Origin of the sequence: Actinocorallia sp. B10E7 (assembly GCF_039871655.1) — a bacterium.
GTDB lineage: Bacteria > Actinomycetota > Actinomycetes > Streptosporangiales > Streptosporangiaceae > Actinocorallia.
Genome location: NZ_JBDPLZ010000015.1, coordinates 96906 through 113176, shown reverse-complemented (window position 1 = coordinate 113176; position 16271 = coordinate 96906). Strand labels below are relative to the sequence as shown.

Annotated in this window: 14 protein-coding genes; 10 read left to right on the top strand and 4 right to left on the bottom strand. The window is 70.0% G+C overall.

Annotated elements, in window-relative coordinates; all coding sequences use genetic code 11:
* Nucleotides 1-10 precede the first annotated feature (10 nt).
* Nucleotides 11-526: a methylated-DNA--[protein]-cysteine S-methyltransferase gene (locus ABGB12_RS32955; protein WP_347684096.1), complete on the top strand. Its 516-nt coding sequence runs from the start codon at nucleotides 11-13 to the stop codon at nucleotides 524-526.
* Between the two features lie 174 nt (nucleotides 527-700).
* Here the strand turns inward: ABGB12_RS32955 and ABGB12_RS32950 are convergent, their stop codons facing one another.
* From ABGB12_RS32950 to ABGB12_RS32940, 3 genes are all read right to left on the bottom strand, one after another.
* A complete protein-coding gene (locus ABGB12_RS32950; protein WP_347684094.1) occupies nucleotides 701-2239 on the bottom strand; it encodes a M28 family metallopeptidase in 1539 nt (512 codons plus the stop codon).
* Nucleotides 2240-2366: 127 nt separating this feature from the next.
* Nucleotides 2367-5204: an excinuclease ABC subunit UvrA gene (uvrA, locus tag ABGB12_RS32945; RefSeq protein ID WP_347684092.1), complete on the bottom strand. Its 2838-nt coding sequence runs from the start codon at nucleotides 5202-5204 to the stop codon at nucleotides 2367-2369.
* A 170-nt stretch (nucleotides 5205-5374) separates the two neighbouring features.
* Nucleotides 5375-5947 (bottom strand): TetR/AcrR family transcriptional regulator, encoded by a 573-nt coding sequence (locus ABGB12_RS32940; RefSeq protein WP_347684090.1) that lies wholly within the window; start codon nucleotides 5945-5947, stop codon nucleotides 5375-5377.
* A gap of 64 nt (nucleotides 5948-6011) precedes the next feature.
* On the opposite strand from ABGB12_RS32940, the gene ABGB12_RS32935 reads away from it, so the two are divergent.
* On the top strand, nucleotides 6012-6608 hold the full coding sequence (locus tag ABGB12_RS32935) for a hypothetical protein (RefSeq protein ID WP_347684088.1): 597 nt from the start codon (nucleotides 6012-6014) through the stop codon (nucleotides 6606-6608).
* Here ABGB12_RS32935 and ABGB12_RS32930 read toward each other — a convergent pair.
* Nucleotides 6583-7377: a methyltransferase domain-containing protein gene (locus tag ABGB12_RS32930; RefSeq protein WP_347684086.1), complete on the bottom strand. Its 795-nt coding sequence runs from the start codon at nucleotides 7375-7377 to the stop codon at nucleotides 6583-6585. The two genes, ABGB12_RS32935 and ABGB12_RS32930, sit on opposite strands and share 26 nt — an antisense overlap.
* 93 nt (nucleotides 7378-7470) lie before the next feature.
* Here ABGB12_RS32930 and ABGB12_RS32925 point away from each other — a divergent pair, with 93 nt between their 5' ends.
* The 8 genes from ABGB12_RS32925 (at nucleotide 7471) to tpiA (ending at nucleotide 16211) form a co-directional block, all read left to right on the top strand.
* Nucleotides 7471-7872, top strand: coding sequence for a Rieske (2Fe-2S) protein (locus ABGB12_RS32925; protein ID WP_347684084.1), 402 nt, complete (start codon nucleotides 7471-7473; stop codon nucleotides 7870-7872).
* Nucleotides 7873-7966: 94 nt separating this feature from the next.
* Nucleotides 7967-9940, top strand: a complete 1974-nt coding sequence (gene uvrC / locus ABGB12_RS32920; protein WP_347684082.1) for an excinuclease ABC subunit UvrC — start codon at nucleotides 7967-7969, stop codon at nucleotides 9938-9940.
* Complete coding sequence (gene rapZ, locus ABGB12_RS32915) at nucleotides 9937-10815, top strand: RNase adapter RapZ (protein WP_347684080.1); 879 nt, start codon at nucleotides 9937-9939, stop codon at nucleotides 10813-10815. Before uvrC ends, rapZ begins: the two co-directional genes overlap by 4 nt.
* Nucleotides 10816-11790 carry a uridine diphosphate-N-acetylglucosamine-binding protein YvcK gene (gene yvcK / locus ABGB12_RS32910; protein ID WP_347684078.1) on the top strand — a complete coding sequence of 325 codons (975 nt, stop codon included), beginning with the start codon at nucleotides 10816-10818 and terminating at the stop codon, nucleotides 11788-11790.
* 55 nt (nucleotides 11791-11845) lie between these two features.
* Complete coding sequence (whiA, locus tag ABGB12_RS32905; protein ID WP_347684076.1) at nucleotides 11846-12826, top strand: DNA-binding protein WhiA; 981 nt, start codon at nucleotides 11846-11848, stop codon at nucleotides 12824-12826.
* 284 nt (nucleotides 12827-13110) lie between these two features.
* Nucleotides 13111-14115 carry a type I glyceraldehyde-3-phosphate dehydrogenase gene (gene gap, locus ABGB12_RS32900; protein WP_347684074.1) on the top strand — a complete coding sequence of 335 codons (1005 nt, stop codon included), beginning with the start codon at nucleotides 13111-13113 and terminating at the stop codon, nucleotides 14113-14115.
* Between the two features lie 118 nt (nucleotides 14116-14233).
* Complete coding sequence (locus ABGB12_RS32895) at nucleotides 14234-15421, top strand: phosphoglycerate kinase (protein ID WP_347684072.1); 1188 nt, start codon at nucleotides 14234-14236, stop codon at nucleotides 15419-15421.
* 4 nt (nucleotides 15422-15425) lie between these two features.
* The gene (tpiA, locus tag ABGB12_RS32890; RefSeq protein WP_347684070.1) at nucleotides 15426-16211 is read left to right on the top strand and encodes a triose-phosphate isomerase; all 786 of its coding nucleotides are present in this window, start codon (nucleotides 15426-15428) and stop codon (nucleotides 16209-16211) included.
* Nucleotides 16212-16271: the final 60 nt, after the last annotated feature.

Sequence of the window (16271 nt, the reverse complement as noted above, 5' to 3'; positions counted from 1 at the left end):
CCCTGGGACCGTGGAGAGTTTCGGGTGGACCATCCTCCAAAGCCCCCTCGGCCCGCTGATGCTGGCGGAGACCGAACAGGGCCTGGTCAACGTGCGCTTCCACGCCCATGACGCCGAGCACCACGCCCACCGCGCCGCCTCCCGCCTCGGCCTCCGGCCGGTGCGCGGCGGCCTGTGCGAGACCGCCGCCCAGTTCTCGGCCTACTTCGCCGCCGACCTGACCGAGTTCACCATCCCCCTGGACTGGCGCCTGACCTCGGGCTTCAACGAACGCGTCCTGCGCCTGCTGTACACCCGCGTCGGCTACGGCCGGACCGCGGGCTACGGCGACCTGGCCCGCTGGGCGGGCGACCCCGGAGCCTCACGGGCCGTCGGCACCGCGATGGGCGCCAACCCCCTCCCCGTCGTTGTCCCCTGCCACCGCGTCATCACCTCCACCGGCGAGATGGGCGGCTTCGGCGGCGGCCTCGAGACCAAACGCATCCTCCTGGCCCTGGAAGGCGTGCTCCCCGCCCCTCTCTTCTGACCGTCCGCGCGACAGGAGAGGCCCGGACGCCCCGGGTTCCGTGATCGACGGCTCCACCGTCGGACGCCGTTCTCCGCCGGAGGCAGGGCGGCCTCGCCGTCGACGGGTCCACACGGTCCCGGGAACGCCGAAGGCCGGGCCCCCGAGGGGAGCCCGGCCGGATGGAGCGGGGGGTCAGCGGGAGGGACGGTGGTGGTCTTCGGGGGCGGCGAAGGACTTGGCGCTCTTGCGGGCACGGGAACCGGGGAGCTTGCCGAAACCGGCGAAGGTGTAGGCGGTGAAGGCCATCGCGCCGAGGTTGGCCTTCAGAGCGGTGAAGTCGATGTTGTCGATGGTGTCGCAGGCGGCGTGGTAGCAGGGGTCGTACGCCTGACCGGCGGTGCCGCCGAACAGGGCCGCCTCCTCTTCGGTCTTGACGCCCTCGGCACCGGTGAACAGGCCGCCCGCGGGGATGCCGGCCGCGATGAACGGGCCGTAGTCGGACCGCCCGTCGAAGTCGGTGCCCTTGTGCGGCAGGCCGAGCTTGTCGAAGTACTTCTCGAAGGTCTTCTCGATCTCGGCGGAGCCCTCCGGGCCGGCGGGCGCGCCGACCGCGTCCGAGTCGTCGCCGTCGTAGATGAAGTAGACGTAATTCGGCGAGCCGATCATGTCGTAGTTCAGGTACATCCTGATCCGGGCGGCCTCCTCGGTGCTCAGCGCGCCGACGTAGTGCTCGGCGCCCAGCAGGCCGCTCTCCTCGGCGCCCCACCAGGCGAACCGCAGCTTGTTCTTCAGCGGGAGCCTGTTGGACTTGAGCGCCAGTTCGAGCAGGGCGGCGCTGCCCGAGCCGTTGTCGTTGATGCCGGGGCCGGCCGGGACGCTGTCGAGGTGCGACCCCGACATGACGACGTTGTCGGGGTCGCCCTTCTTCGTCTCGGCGATGACGTTCCAGGTCGTCTTGGTCTCGCTGGTGGTGTCGGTCTTGATCCGGACCGTGGTGCCGGCCGGGGAGGCGAGGTCCGCGCCGATGGCGTAACTGGTGCTGATGACCGGGACAGACACGTCGGGCGAGCCGAGGGTGCCGCCGAACACGTCGGCCCTGCCGTCCTGGCCCTCGTTGAAGATGATCACCGCGGAGGCGCCCGCGGCCTGCGCGTTGACCGCCTTGTCGTGGAAGGTGCAGGTACCGCGCTGGACGAGGGCGACGGCTCCGGCGGGGAAGCCGGCGAAGTCGGCGGCCTCGCAGCCGGAGGTCGAGGAGTTGGGCTGGGCGCCCGGAGGGATCATCACGTCCACCGGCTGCACGACTCCCGTCGCCTCACCGGATCCCGAGTACTCCATCGTGACGAAGTCGCCCACCGAGCTGCCGTCCGGCGGCGTCGGCGCGTAGGTGACCGCGTCCGGCGTGAGCTGCTGGAAGGCGGCGGTCGAGTTCTCCGAGAAGAACGGGAACTGGAACTCCTGCACCGTCGGCTTGTAACCGGCACCCTTCAGCCGGCTGACGACGTAGTCGCGGGAGGCGGCGAATCCCGGGGTACCCGAGGCGCGGGTACCCCCGTTGGCGTCGGCGATCTTCTGCAGCGCCTGGAGGTGGCGCTTGACCCCGTCCGGTTTGACGGCGGCGGCCTGGGCCTGCGGATCGGGAGCCGCCGCGACGGGTGACGTCGCGGCGGCGGCCATGATCAGAGCGGTGGCAGAGGCGGCGAACAAACCCCTGCGCTGGGGGTTGCGCATGGTAAGGCTCCTCGCGAGTTGATCCCCGAGTGACTGGCGTAAAGGGAAAGTAAACGCGAGGACGAGTGATGAAAAGATCTCTCCCCGTAGCTGGTCCAGTTGTGGCCGTTCCGAGACCGGGGGTGTATCAACCCATGATCTTCGCCAAATACTGGCCGGTGTGGCTCTCGGACACCGCCGAGATCTCCTCCGGCGTGCCGGTCGCCACCACGGTGCCGCCGCGTGAACCGCCCTCCGGGCCCATGTCGATGACCCAGTCGGCGGTCTTGATGACGTCGAGGTTGTGCTCGATCACCAGCACCGTGTTGCCCTTGTCGACCAGGCCGTTCAGCACGCCCAGCAGCTTGCGGATGTCCTCGAAGTGCAGGCCGGTCGTCGGCTCGTCCAGCACGTAGATGGTGCGTCCGGTGGATCGGCGCTGCAGCTCCGAGGCGAGCTTCACCCGCTGGGCCTCGCCGCCCGAGAGCGTCGGCGCGGGCTGCCCCAGCCGGACGTAGCCGAGCCCCACCTCGTTGAGCGTCTTCAGATGCCGGTGGATCGCGGTGATCGGCTCGAAGAACGAGGTGGCCTCCTCGATGGGCATGTCCAGTACGTCGGCGATGGTCTTGCCCTTGTAGTGCACCTCGAGGGTCTCGCGGTTGTAGCGGGCCCCGTGGCACACCTCGCACGGCACGTAGACGTCCGGCAGGAAGTTCATCTCGATCTTGATCGTGCCGTCGCCGGAGCAGTTCTCGCAGCGCCCGCCCTTGATGTTGAAGGAGAACCGGCCGGGCTGGTAGCCGCGGACCTTGGCCTCGGTGGTGGAGGCGAACAGCTTGCGGATGTGGTCGAACACCCCGGTGTAGGTGGCCGGGTTGGAGCGCGGTGTGCGCCCGATCGGCGACTGGTCGACGTGCACGACCTTGTCGAGCTGCTCCAGCCCCAGGATGCGCCGGTGCCTGCCCGGGACGGTCTTGGCCCCGTGCAGCTGCTTGGCCAGCGCGTTGTAGAGGATGTCGTTGACCAGCGTGGACTTGCCCGAACCGGACACCCCGGTGACCGCGGTGAACACCCCGAGCGGGAACGTCACGTCCACGTTCTGCAGGTTGTTGGCGCTCGCGCCCTTGACCGTGATCTCCCGGCCCTTCTGCCGGGGCCGGCGCAGCGCGGGAACCTCGATCGAGCGCCGGCCCGACACGTACTGGCCGGTCAGCGACCTCTCCGAGGCCAGGAGCTCCTCGACGGTCCCGGAGACGACGACCTGGCCGCCGTGCTCGCCCGCGCCGGGACCGATGTCGACGACCCAGTCGGCGGCCCGGATGGTGTCCTCGTCGTGCTCGACGACGATCAGGGTGTTGCCGATGTCGCGCAGTCGCAGGAGCGTCTCCAGCAGGCGGGTGTTGTCGCGCTGGTGCAGCCCGATCGACGGCTCGTCCAGCACGTAGAGCACGCCCACCAGGCCGGAGCCGATCTGGGTGGCCAGCCGGATGCGCTGGGCCTCGCCGCCGGCCAGGGTGGCCGAGGCGCGGTCCAGGGTGAGGTAGTCCAGGCCGACGTCGAGCAGGAAGCCCAGCCGCGCGTTGACCTCCTTGAGCACCTGCTCGGAGATCTGCCTGTCGCGGTCACCGAGGTCCAGGGAGCGCAGGAACTCGGCGCACTCGCCGATCGGCATGGCCGACACCTGCGCGATGGACCGGCCGGCGACCTTGACCGCCAGGATCAGCGGCTTGAGCCGCGCGCCCGCGCAGGCCGGGCACGGGATCTGGCGCATGTATCCCTCGAACCGCTCGCGGGAGGCGTCGCTCTCGGCCTCGGCGTGCCGCCGCTGGATCCACGGGATGACGCCCTCGTAGTCGGTGTAGTAGGAGCGCTTGCGCCCGTACCGGTTGCTGTAGGAGACGTGGACCTGGGCGGTGCTGCCGTGCAGGATCGCCTTGCGGGCCTTGGCCGGGATCTGCCGCCAGGGCTCGTCCAGCGCGAAGCCCATCTCCGCGCCGAGCCCCTGCAGCAGCCGCTGGAAGTAGTCGCTGAAATGCCCGCCCGACCAGGGGCCGATCGCGCCGTCGGACAGCGAGCGCTCCTCGTCGGGGACGACCAGCTCGGGGTCGACCTCCATGCGGGTGCCCAGGCCGCTGCACTCGGGGCAGGCGCCGTAGGGGGAGTTGAAGGAGAAGGAACGGGGTTCGAGCTCCTCGAAGGACAGGTCGTCATACGGGCAGTAGAGGTGTTCGGAGTACATCCGCTCACGGCCCGGATCGTCCTCGGGGAGGTCGACGAAGTCCAGGATCAGGGTGCCGCCGCCCAGCGAGAGGGCGGTCTCGATCGAGTCGGCGAGGCGCCGCCGCGCCGACTCCTTGACCGCCAGCCGATCGACGATCACCGAGATGTCGTGCTTCTCCTGCTTCTTGAGCTTGGGCGGGTCGTCCAGCCGGACCGCGGCCCCGTCGACCAGCGCCCGGGAGAAGCCCTTGCTCTGCAGCTCGCGGAAGAGCTCCTGGTACTCGCCCTTGCGGCCGCGGATCACCGGCGCCAGCACCTGGAACCGGGTGCCCTCGTGCAGCTCCATCACCCGGTCGACGATCTGCTGGGGGGACTGCCGGGAGATGGCCCTGCCGCACTCGGGGCAGTGCGGCTTGCCGATCCTGGCGTACAGCAGCCGCAGGTAGTCGTACACCTCGGTGATCGTGCCGACGGTGGAGCGCGGGTTCTTGGAGGTGGACTTCTGGTCGATGGAGACCGCGGGGGAGAGGCCCTCGATGAAGTCGACGTCGGGCTTGTCCATCTGGCCGAGGAACTGGCGGGCGTAGGCCGACAGGGACTCCACGTACCGGCGCTGGCCCTCGGCGAAGATCGTGTCGAACGCGAGACTGGACTTCCCCGAGCCCGACAGCCCGGTGAACACGATCAGGGAGTCCCGCGGCAGGTCCAGCGAGACGTCCTTGAGGTTGTGCTCGCGCGCGCCGCGAACGACAAGACGATCATGCACGGTGTGTTTCCCCAGCTCATCGAGACGGCCCCGGACGGATAAGCGGGGCCGGAAACAGGCTAACCACGGGGACCGACAATTCGTTCCGGATTTCGTCACGGATCCGGTGCGCCCGTCGTCACCGTACACGTGTTCGAACACCGTCTGCCACCGATACGGAGGCTCTCCGCCTACGAGTCGTCTTCGAGCAGCGCGCTCAGATGGGAGCGCAGGTGCTCCCGCACCTCCTGGGGGGTGACCTGCCCCGGATAGAGCAGCAGATGCAGGGAGAGCCCGTCGATCAGGGCGTGCAGGCGTCCGGTCTCGTCCTGGTCCAGGCCCATGGCCCGCACCAGGTCGGAGACGAATCCCCGCAGGTCGCGGTGGACGCCGTTGGTCAGCTCCTGCAGCTCCGGGTCGTGCCGGGCCTTGCTGATGAAACCGAACCACACCTCGGCCTCGAACCGGCGCTCGTCGTCCATCGGGATGATCTGCTCGCAGTAGGCCAGGACCTGGTCCAGCGTGCTCCCGGAGGGGGACAGCGCCTCGATCCGCGCGGTCGTCCTCTCTCCGACCAGGGACATCGCCGAGGCGATCAGGTCCCTCTGCTCGGGGAAGTAGTGGCGCAGCGCCCCGGGGGAGCAGCCCGCCTCGGCCGCGACGGCCCGGACGGACACCGCCTCGACGCCGTCGCGCGAGACCACCCGCCACAGCGCCTCGGTGAGCTCTCTGCGGCGGGCCTCGTGGTCGACGATCCTGGGCATCCTTTTTTGTAGCACAACTGTGTTGTAATCTAAAAAGTACAGTCGTGTGAAATAAGGGGTGCCGATGCTGGTCGCGATGATCGTCGGAGCCGAGGCGGCCTTCTGGGTCGTCCTCGCGCTGGGGCTGCTGGCCCGGTACGGGCTGCACATGCCCCGCCTGGGCGGCGCGCTGCTGCTGGCCGTGCCGCTGATCGACCTCGTCCTGCTGACCGTCACATTCCTGGACCTGCGGGAAGGGGGGAAGGCCGGCTTCGCCCACGGGCTGGCCGCCGTCTACCTGGGGGTCTCGGTCGCCTACGGGCACCAGATCATCAAGGGGATCGACGCCTGGACGGCGTACCGCTTCGCCGGGGGACCCCGGCCCGTCAAGCGGCGGAAGGGCGGTCTCGAGCATCTCCGGCACGAGGCGTCGCAGGTCGGCCGCCACGTGATCGCGTGGGCGACGGGTTCGGGCCTGCTCCTGCTCGGGATCTGGTACGTCGGGGACGCCGAGCGCACCGAGTCGCTCTTCCACCTGGTCAGGCTGTGGACGCTGATCCTGGTGATCGACGCCGCCGTCATGCTCTACGACGTGCTCGCGTTCCTCAAGGGCGGCGGGCCGAAGACGGCGAAGGAGGCCGAGGGCGCGCCTGAGCTCACGGAAGCCGCGCGTAGGCGGTGAACTGAGGGACGAAGAGCGTACGGGGGAGGGCGCGGCGTTCGTTGCGCCGGAAGGCCTTCTCCCAGCCCGCCAGCTCTTCCTCGGTGGCCAGACCCTCGACCAGCAGGGTCTCACGGGCGGCCCAGGCCGGTCCGTGCATGCTCGAGGGCAGCTCCACGATGTCGATCCTGCCCCGGAAGTCGAGCAGCTTCAGCCCGGCGGTCACCAGCAGCTCGTCCAGGTGGAGCCCCACGCCGAGGTCGCCGCCCCGGCGCAGCAGCAGTTCGGTGTAGCGGCTGTGCAGCTCGAAGGAGGCGGGATCCACCGGGCCTCTGATCCGCATCATCGTCAGGTCGCTGTCGGCCAGGTACACGCATCCGCCGGGGCGGACGAGCGTGGCCAGGTGGTCGACGATGCGCTGTTCGGCTCCGCCGTTGTGCGCCAGGACATGACGCATCATCACGAGATCGAACCGGTGTTCGGGGAGTCCGGTGTCGTCCGCGGGGGCCACCGAGACCTCCACCGGAAGGTCGCCTTCCGCGGCGAGCGCCCGGGTCACCGCGAGCGCCTCGCGGTCCCGGTCCACCGCGTGGACGTGGCCGTCGGGAAGGACGAGCTGCGCCAGCCGCTGGGTGACGGCTCCCGGACCGCAGCCCACGTCGGCGACACGGGCTCCGGGCGCCGCTCCGGCGTGGGTCCACAGCTCGCGTTCCGCGCGCATCGCGGCGTCGGCCATGAGCTGGTAACGCGCGATCTCCAGATCGCTCATCGCCAGCGGGTAGTCCGGCATGGCGATATCCCCCCTTGTGTCCAGTATGTCACTAGGGGGCGCCGTCCGCCGACCCGGTTCGGGGCATCGGAAACCGTCGGCCAAGATGGTCGCATGGCTGAAGAACTCACACGACGTACGGCACTGGGAGTGGCCGGTCTGACCGGACTGGCGGGAATCGCCGGCTGCGCCTCCGGCAGCGGGCCGGAGACCCCCGCCAACCTCTCCGGCAAGGAGGTCGCCAAGATCGCCGACGTCCCCGTCGGCGGCGGGCGGCTGAACAGCGAGCTGAAACTGCTGGTCACCCAGCCCACCGAGGGCGTCTTCAAGGTCTTCACCTCCAAGTGCCCCCACCAGGGATGCGGCGTGAGCACTCCCAAGGACGGCATCGCCGACTGCCCGTGCCACGGGAGCGAGTTCGACATCACAGACGGCTCGGTCAAGAAGGGCCCCGCCACGAGCGGGCTGCGGGAGTACCCGGCGGAGGTCAAGAACGGAGCCGTCGTCGTCCTCTGAGCGGTATGAGCCCGGGGGGCGACCCCCAGACCCCCGCTGAGGGTTCAGATGATCCTCGCTGCGCTGTGGTCATCTGAGCCCTTAGTCTGACGGGGTGGCAGATCCCGCGTCCTACAGACCGGCCCCCGGGACGATCCCAGAGACCCCGGGGGTCTACCGCTTCCGTGACGAGCACGGCCGGGTCATCTACGTGGGCAAGGCCAAGAACCTGCGGGCCCGCCTGAACTCCTACTTCGCCGACCACGCGGGGCTCCACGTCCGCACCCAGAACATGGTCACCACCGCGGCGTCCGTGGAGTGGACGGTGGTGGGCACCGAGGTCGAGGCGCTCCAGCTGGAGTACTCCTGGATCAAGGAGTACGACCCGCGCTTCAACGTCCGCTACCGGGACGACAAGTCCTACCCCTACCTGGCCGTGACCCTGAACGAGGACTTCCCCAGGGTGACGGTCATGCGGGGCGCCAGGCGCCGCGGCGTGCGCTACTTCGGCCCCTACTCCCACGCCTGGGCCATCCGCGAGACGGTCGACCTCCTGCTGCGGGTCTTCCCCGTGCGCACCTGCAGCGCCGGGGTCTTCAAACGGCACGGGCAGATCGGCCGGCCCTGCCTGCTCGGCTACATCGGCAAGTGCTCGGCGCCCTGCGTCGGACGGGTGGACCAGGCCGGGCACCGGGCCCTGGCCGAGGACTTCTGCGACTTCATGACCGGCAACACCGGCCGTTTCCTCAAGCGGCTGGAGCAGGAGATGTACGCCGCCGCCGAGGAGGAGCAGTTCGAGACGGCGGCCCGCCGGCGCGACGACCTCCGCGCCCTGGAGCGGGCGCTGGAGAAGCAGGCCGTCGTGCTGGGCGACAGCACCGACTGCGACGTGATCGCCTTCGCCCGAGACCAGCTCGAGGCCGCCGTCCAGGTGTTCTACGTGCGGGGCGGGCGCATCCGGGGCCAGCGCGGCTGGGTCGTCGACCTGGTCGAGGAGCGCACCACCGGCGAGCTCGTCGAGGACTTCCTGCTGCAGTGCTACGGCGAGAACGACGCGGTGCCGCGCGAGGTCCTGGTGCCGGAGGAGCCGCCGGACCTCGAGGCGATGAACGGGCTGCTGTCGGACGCTCGCGGCGGCCAGGTGCGCATCCGGGTCCCCCGGCGCGGCGACAAGAAGGACCTGCTGGGGACGGTCGAGCGCAACGCGGGAGAGGCGCTGCGCCAGCACCGGCTCCGCCGCGCCTCCGACCTCACCGCCCGCAGCCGCGCCCTGCAGGAGATCCAGGAGGCCCTGGGCCTGGACCAGGCGCCGCTGCGCATCGAGTGCTTCGACGTGTCCAACCTGCAGGGCACCGACGTGGTCGCCTCGATGGTCGTCTTCGAGGACGGGCTGGCCCGCAAGTCCGAGTACCGCAGATTCACGATCAAGACATTCCAGGGCCAGGACGACGTGCGCTCGATCCACGAGGTCCTCACCCGCCGCTTCAAGCGCTACCTGGCCGAGTCGCAGAAGGCCGGAGACCTGTCCCCGGAGGGCATCACCGGGGACAGCAGCGAGGGGCTGCTGGCGTCCTACGGCTTCGGCGACGAGGGCGACGAGCGGAACGGCCCGCTGGACCCCGAGACCGGCAGGCCCCGCAAGTTCGCCTACCCGCCGAACCTGGTGGTGATCGACGGCGGTCCGCCGCAGGTCGCCGCCGCCCAGCGGGCCCTGGACGAGCTGGGGATCGACGACGTCGCCGTCTGCGGCCTGGCCAAGCGGCTGGAGGAGGTCTGGCTGCCCGGTGAGGAGGACCCGGTGATCCTGTCGCGCACCGGCGAGGGCCTCTACCTGCTGCAGCGGGCCCGGGACGAGGCGCACCGCTTCGCGATCACCTTCCACCGGGCCAAGAGGTCCAAGCGCATGACCACCAGCGAACTCGACACCGTGCCCGGGCTGGGCCCGGCCCGCCGCACCGCGCTGCTGAAGCACTTCGGCTCGGTCCGGCGGCTGAAGGAGGCCACCGCGGAGCAGATCGCAGAGGTGCCCGGGATCGGGCTCAAGACCGCGGAGACCATCGTGAAAGCCCTCCAGGGGGGAGTGGGATGACCACCGGAGCTCATCTTCCGGACATAGTGATCGTCACCGGGATGTCCGGTGCGGGCCGCAGCACCGCGGCCAAGGCACTGGAGGACCTGGACTGGTTCGTGGTCGACAACCTGCCGCCCGGGCTGCTGTCCACCATGGCCGACCTGGGCGGCCGGGTGCAGAACGCGGTGCCGCGCATCGCCGTCGTCGTGGACGTGCGCAGCCGGGCCTTCACCTCCGACCTGGAGTCGGCGATCAGGGACCTGGAACACCGCGGGGTCCGGCCCAGGGTGCTCTTCCTCGAGGCGGCCGACGAGGTGCTGGTGCGCCGCTTCGAGAGCGTCCGCAGGCCGCACCCGCTGCAGGGCGACAGCCGGATCGTCGAGGGCATCGCCCAGGAGCGGGCCCTGCTGCTGGAGATCAGGGCCGAGGCCGACCTGGTGATCGACACCTCCAACCTGAACGTGCACCAGTTGCGGGCCAAGGTCGTCGGCTACTTCGGCGAGTCGACCGGCGAGTCCAGCCTGCGCGCGACCGTCGTCTCCTTCGGCTACAAGTACGGCCTGCCCGTCGACGCCGACCTCGTCGTCGACTGCCGCTTCCTGCCCAACCCCCACTGGGTGCCCGAGCTGCGCCCGCAGAACGGCAGGGACGCCTCGGTCCGCGACTACGTGCTGGGCCAGCGCGGCGCCAAGGAGTTCCTGGACTCCTACACCGAGGTCCTGCGCCTGCTGACCGCGGGATACGAGCGCGAGGGCAAGCACTACGTGACGCTGGCGGTGGGCTGCACCGGAGGCAAGCACCGGAGCGTGGCCATGGCCGAACAGCTGGGCCAGCGGCTGCGCGACGAGGGGATCGACGTCCAGGTCGCCCATCGAGACCTCGGCAGGGAATGAGTGAAGAACCCCAAGGTGGTCGCGCTGGGGGGAGGCCACGGCCTCTACGCCTCCCTCTCCGCGCTGCGCAGGGTCACCGACCAACTGACGGCGGTGGTCACCGTCGCCGACGACGGAGGCTCCAGCGGGCGGCTGCGCCGGGAGCTGGGCGTCATCCCGCCCGGCGACCTGCGCATGGCCCTGGCCGCGCTGTGCGGCGACGACGAGTGGGGGCGGACGTGGAGCGAGGTCATCCAGCACCGCTTCCGCAGCGAGGGCGACCTGCACGAGCACGCCGTCGGCAACCTCCTGATCGTCGCGTTGTGGGAACTGCTGGGCGACACCGTCGAGGGGCTCGGCTGGGTCGGCAGGCTGCTGGGGGCGCAGGGCAGGGTGCTGCCGATGGCGACGGTGCCGCTGGACATCGTCGCGGACGTCCTGGGCGCCGATCCCGCGGAGCCCGACGACATCACCCAGGTGCGCGGGCAGGTCGCCTGCGCGAGCACCGCGGGCAAGGTGCTGGGCGTCTCGCTGATCCCGCCCGACCCGCCGGCCAGCCCTCAGGCCCTGCAGGCCATCGAGGAGGCCGACTGGGTGGTCTTCGGGCCGGGTTCCTGGTTCACCAGCGTGCTGCCGCACCTGAAGGTGCCCGAGCTGCAGCGCGCCCTGGTGGAGACGAAGGCCCGCCGGGTGGTGGCGCTGAACCTGGCGCCGCAGCCGGGCGAGACCGACGACTTCTCCCAGCAGGCCCATCTGGAGGTGCTGGCCCGGCACGCGCCGGATCTGAGGATCGACGTGGTGCTGGCCGACTCCGGGGTGGTCGAGGAGCCCGAGGCGCTCGACAAGGCGGTGCATGAGCTGGGCGGCTCGCTGCTGCTGGCCGAGGTCGCCATGCGGGACGGGTCTCCCCGTCATGATCCGGCGCTGCTCGCCCAAGCTTTCGTACAGATCTTCGCCACCGGCGGCGGCGAGCCGCGGAATCCGGGAGACTGGTGAAGCTGTCTGACGGGCACGGTCAGGACCGTGCCGGCGGGGGAAGAAGGGAATATCCATGGCGATGACCGGCGTGGTGAAAGACGAGCTGAGCCGGCTGCCCATCCTCAAACCCTGCTGCCGCAAGGCCGAGGTGTCCACGATCCTGCGCTTCGCCGGGGGGCTGCATCTGGTGAGCGGCCGGATCGTGATCGAGGCGGAGCTCGACACCGGCTCGGCCGCCCGGAGGCTGCGCAAGGACGTCGCGGAGGTCTTCGGGCACACCTCGGACGTGATCGTGCTGGCGCCCAGCGGGCTGCGCAAGGGCAACCGGTACGTGGTGCGGGTGATCAGGGACGGGGAGTCCCTGGCCCGCCAGACCGGGCTGATCGACAATCACGGCCGTCCGGTGCGGGGCCTGCCCCGGCACGTGGTGGCGGGCGCGGCCTGCGACGCCGAGTCGGCGTGGCGGGGGGCGTTCCTGGCGCACGGCTCGCTGACCGAGCCGGGGCGCTCCATGTCCTTGGAGGTCACCTGCCCCGGTCCCGAGGCCGCGCTGGCGCTGGTGGGCGCCGCCCGGAGGCTCAAGATCCACGCCAAGGCGCGCGAGGTCCGCGGGGTGGACCGGGTGGTGGTCAGGGACGGTGACGCGATCTCGGCGCTGCTGACCCGGCTGGGCGCCCATGACAGCGTGCTCGCCTGGGAGGAGCGGCGGATGCGCCGCGAGGTCAGGGCGACGGCCAACCGGCTGGCCAACTTCGACGACGCCAACCTGCGCCGTTCGGCCCGCGCCGCGGTCGCGGCGGGCGCCCGGGTGGCCAGGGCGATGGAGATCCTCGGCGACGACGCGCCCGAGCACCTGATCGCCGCGGGGAGGCTGCGGCTGGAGCACAAACAGGCCTCGCTGGAGGAGCTGGGTCAGCTGGCCTCTCCGCCGCTGACCAAGGACGCGATCGCCGGGCGGATCCGGCGGCTGCTGGCGATGGCCGACAAGCGGGCGGCCGATCTCGGACTTCCAGGGACAGAGGCGAATCTCACCCCGGACATGCTTGTACCGTGATTAACTTCCCATCCGCCCCGCGTCGCTCCTCCGGGGCGGCGGGGCCGGTGTGGAGAGGTCACCTGCTCACACGCTTGGTCTGGACCAATCCTCTATACCAATACGGTCTAGACCTTTGTGATCACTCCCGCTGGGAGGGAATCTCCCCTGGTCCGGGGTAGTGCGCTCACCCCCGTGTTCACCCCCTACCAGTGGCGGAGTTCACGTCGCCCGTTCGGTAGGGTCGGGCTGGAACAGGGCGCGTCCGGGTCCTGGCTATGTAGACGTAACGCTTGAGGAGAGTCGTGACCATCCGAGTAGGAATCAACGGCTTTGGCCGGATCGGCCGCAACTTCTACCGCGCCGTTAAGGCCAGCGGCGCCGACATCGAGATCGTGGCGGTCAACGACCTGACCGACACCGCGACCCTCGCCCACCTGCTCAAGTACGACAGCATCCTGGGCCGCTTCCCCGAGGAGGTCAAGGCGGGCTCGGGCGAGATCATCGTCGGCGGCAAGAGCATCAAGGTCTTCGCGGACCGCGACCCCGCCAACCTGAAGTGGGGCGAGGTCGGCGTCGACGTCGTCGTGGAGTCCACCGGCTTCTTCACCGACGCCAACAAGGCCAAGGTGCACGCCGAGAACGGCGCCAAGAAGGTCATCATCTCCGCCCCGGCGAAGAACGAGGACATCACCATCGTCCTGGGCGCCAACGACGACCTGTACGACCCTGCGGCCCACACCGTCATCTCCAACGCCTCCTGCACCACCAACTGCCTGGCGCCGCTGGCCAAGGTCCTCAACGACACCTTCGGTGTCGAGAAGGGCCTGATGACCACCATCCACGCCTACACCCAGGACCAGAACCTCCAGGACGCCCCGCACAGCGACCTGCGCCGCGCCCGCGCCGCCGCGCTGAACATCGTCCCGACCTCCACCGGCGCCGCCAAGGCCATCGGCCTGGTCCTGCCCGAGCTGCAGGGCAAGCTCGACGGCTACGCGCTGCGCGTCCCGATCGCCACCGGCTCGGCCACCGACCTCACCGTCACCCTCGCGCGCGAGACCACCGCCGAAGAGGTCAACGCCGCGTTCAAGGCCGCCGCCGAGGGCCCACTCAAGGGCTACCTCACCTACACCGAGGACGCGATCGTCTCCAAGGACATCGAGACCGACCCGTCCTCCTGCATCTTCGACGCCGGCCTCACCAAGGTCATCGGCGACCAGGTCAAGGTCGTCGGCTGGTACGACAACGAGTGGGGCTACTCCAACCGCCTCGTCGACCTCGTCAAGCTCGTCGGCTCGAGCCTTTAAGCCGGACTCCGTCGCGACGGCCGGGCCTTCCACGGTGTTCCGTGGAAGGCCCTCGCGGGTGGTGGCTCTTAAAGCCCTGTAGTGCTGTGACTGCGTGAACTCTCGTGGGTGGGGTGGAATGAAGACTGTTGACGATCTCGACGTCCAGGGCAAGAAGGTCCTGGTCCGCACTGACCTGAACGTGCCGCTCAAGGACGGGGTCATCACCGACGACGGACGGATCCGGGCGAGCCTGCCGACGATCCGGAAGCTGGTCGACAAGGGCGCACGGGTCGTCGTCGTGGCGCACCTGGGCCGGCCCAAGGGCGAGCCCAAGCCGGAGTTCTCCCTGGCTCCGGTCGCCGTGCGGCTCGGTGAGCTGCTGGGCCGGGACGTCGTCTTCGCCACCGACACCGTCGGGGAGTCGGCCAAGGCCGCCGTCGCCTCGCTCGAGGACGGGCAGGTCGCGCTGCTGGAGAACCTGCGGTTCGCCGCGGCCGAGACCAGCAAGGACGACGCCGAGCGCGGCGCGTTCGCCGACGAGCTCGCGGCGCTGGCCGACGTGTACGTCGGCGACGGGTTCGGCGCGGTGCACCGCAAGCACGCCTCGGTCTACGACGTGCCCAAGCGGCTGCCGCACGCGGCCGGCGGGCTCATCGCCACCGAGGTCGACGTGCTGAAGAAGCTGACCGAGGACGTGGCGCGGCCGTACGCGGTGGTGCTGGGCGGCTCCAAGGTCTCCGACAAGCTCGGGGTCATCGACAACCTGCTGGAGACCGCCGACCGCATCCTCATCGGCGGCGGCATGCTCTTCACCTTCCTCAAGGCCCAGGGCCACGAGGTCGGCAAGTCCCTGCTCGAAGAGGACCAGATCCCCACCGTCCTGGAGTACCTGGAGCGGGCGAAGGCCAAGGGCGTCGAGTTCGTCCTGCCCGTCGACGTCGTCGCCGCGACCGCGTTCAGCGCGGACGCCGAGCACGACGTGGTCCCCGCGGACGCCATCCCCGCCGACCGGCTCGGCCTGGACATCGGCCCCGAGTCCGGCAAGCTCTTCGCGTCCCGGCTCGCCGACGCCAAGACCGTCTTCTGGAACGGCCCGATGGGCGTGTTCGAGATGGAGCCCTACTCGCACGGCACCCGGGCGGTGGCCCAGGGCCTGCTCGACTCCGACGCCTTCACCGTGGTCGGCGGCGGAGACTCCGCGGCGGCCGTCCGCACCCTCGGTTTCGATGAGAACGCCTTCTCCCATATCTCCACCGGCGGCGGCGCCAGCCTGGAGTACCTCGAAGGCAAGACCCTGCCCGGCCTGGAAGCTCTGGAGGACTGAAACCATGGCCCGTAAGCCCCTGATGGCCGGCAACTGGAAGATGAACAACAACCACCTCGAGGCGATCGCGCTGGTGCAGAAGCTCGCGTTCGCGCTCAAGGACAAGGACTACGAGGCGGTGGAGGTCGCGGTCCTGCCTCCGTTCACCGACATCCGCTCGGTGCAGACCCTCGTCGACGCCGACCGGCTGAAGATCGCCTACGGCTCGCAGGACATCTCCGCCCACGCCTCCGGCGCCTACACCGGCGAGGTCTCCGGCGCGATGCTGGCCAAGCTCGGCTGCTCCTACGCGACGGTCGGCCACTCCGAGCGCCGCCAGTACCACCACGAGACCGACGCCCTGGTGAACGCCAAGGCCAAGGCCGCGCTGGCCAACGGGATCACCCCGATCGTCTGCGTCGGCGAGGGCCTGGACGTCCGCAAGGCCGGCGAGCAGGTCCCCTACACCCTCGCCCAGGTCGACGGGGCGCTGGAGGGGCTGACCGCCGAGCAGGCCAGGACCGTCGTCATCGCCTACGAGCCCGTCTGGGCGATCGGCACCGGCGAGGTCGCCACCCCCGACGACGCGCAGGAGGTCTGCGGGGCGATCCGCGGCCGACTGGAGAAGCTGTACGACGCCGAGGTGGCACAGAGCGTCCGGATCCTCTACGGTGGCTCGATGAAGTCCTCGAACGTGGCCGGGCTCATGGCCCAGCCCGACGTGGACGGCGGTCTGATCGGCGGAGCGGCGCTCGACGCCGAGGAGTTCGTCAAGATCTGCCGATACCGGGATCTCCCGGTATCGGTTTGAGCCAAACTTACGCGAGTGACAGGCGGGTTCTGCTGAACCACGAGCTGGTTCGTCGTACCC

Coding starts and splice junctions, on each gene's coding strand:
- ABGB12_RS32925 (WP_347684084.1), top strand. CDS start 7,471: ATGGCTGAAGAACTCACACGACGTACGGCACTGGGAGTGGCCGGTCTG.
- whiA (WP_347684076.1), top strand. CDS start 11,846: ATGGCGATGACCGGCGTGGTGAAAGACGAGCTGAGCCGGCTGCCCATC.
- ABGB12_RS32930 (WP_347684086.1), bottom strand. CDS start 7,377: ATGCCGGACTACCCGCTGGCGATGAGCGATCTGGAGATCGCGCGTTAC.
- rapZ (WP_347684080.1), top strand. CDS start 9,937: ATGACCACCGGAGCTCATCTTCCGGACATAGTGATCGTCACCGGGATG.
- ABGB12_RS32940 (WP_347684090.1), bottom strand. CDS start 5,947: ATGCCCAGGATCGTCGACCACGAGGCCCGCCGCAGAGAGCTCACCGAG.
- ABGB12_RS32895 (WP_347684072.1), top strand. CDS start 14,234: ATGAAGACTGTTGACGATCTCGACGTCCAGGGCAAGAAGGTCCTGGTC.
- ABGB12_RS32935 (WP_347684088.1), top strand. CDS start 6,012: ATGCTGGTCGCGATGATCGTCGGAGCCGAGGCGGCCTTCTGGGTCGTC.
- ABGB12_RS32950 (WP_347684094.1), bottom strand. CDS start 2,239: ATGCGCAACCCCCAGCGCAGGGGTTTGTTCGCCGCCTCTGCCACCGCT.
- tpiA (WP_347684070.1), top strand. CDS start 15,426: ATGGCCCGTAAGCCCCTGATGGCCGGCAACTGGAAGATGAACAACAAC.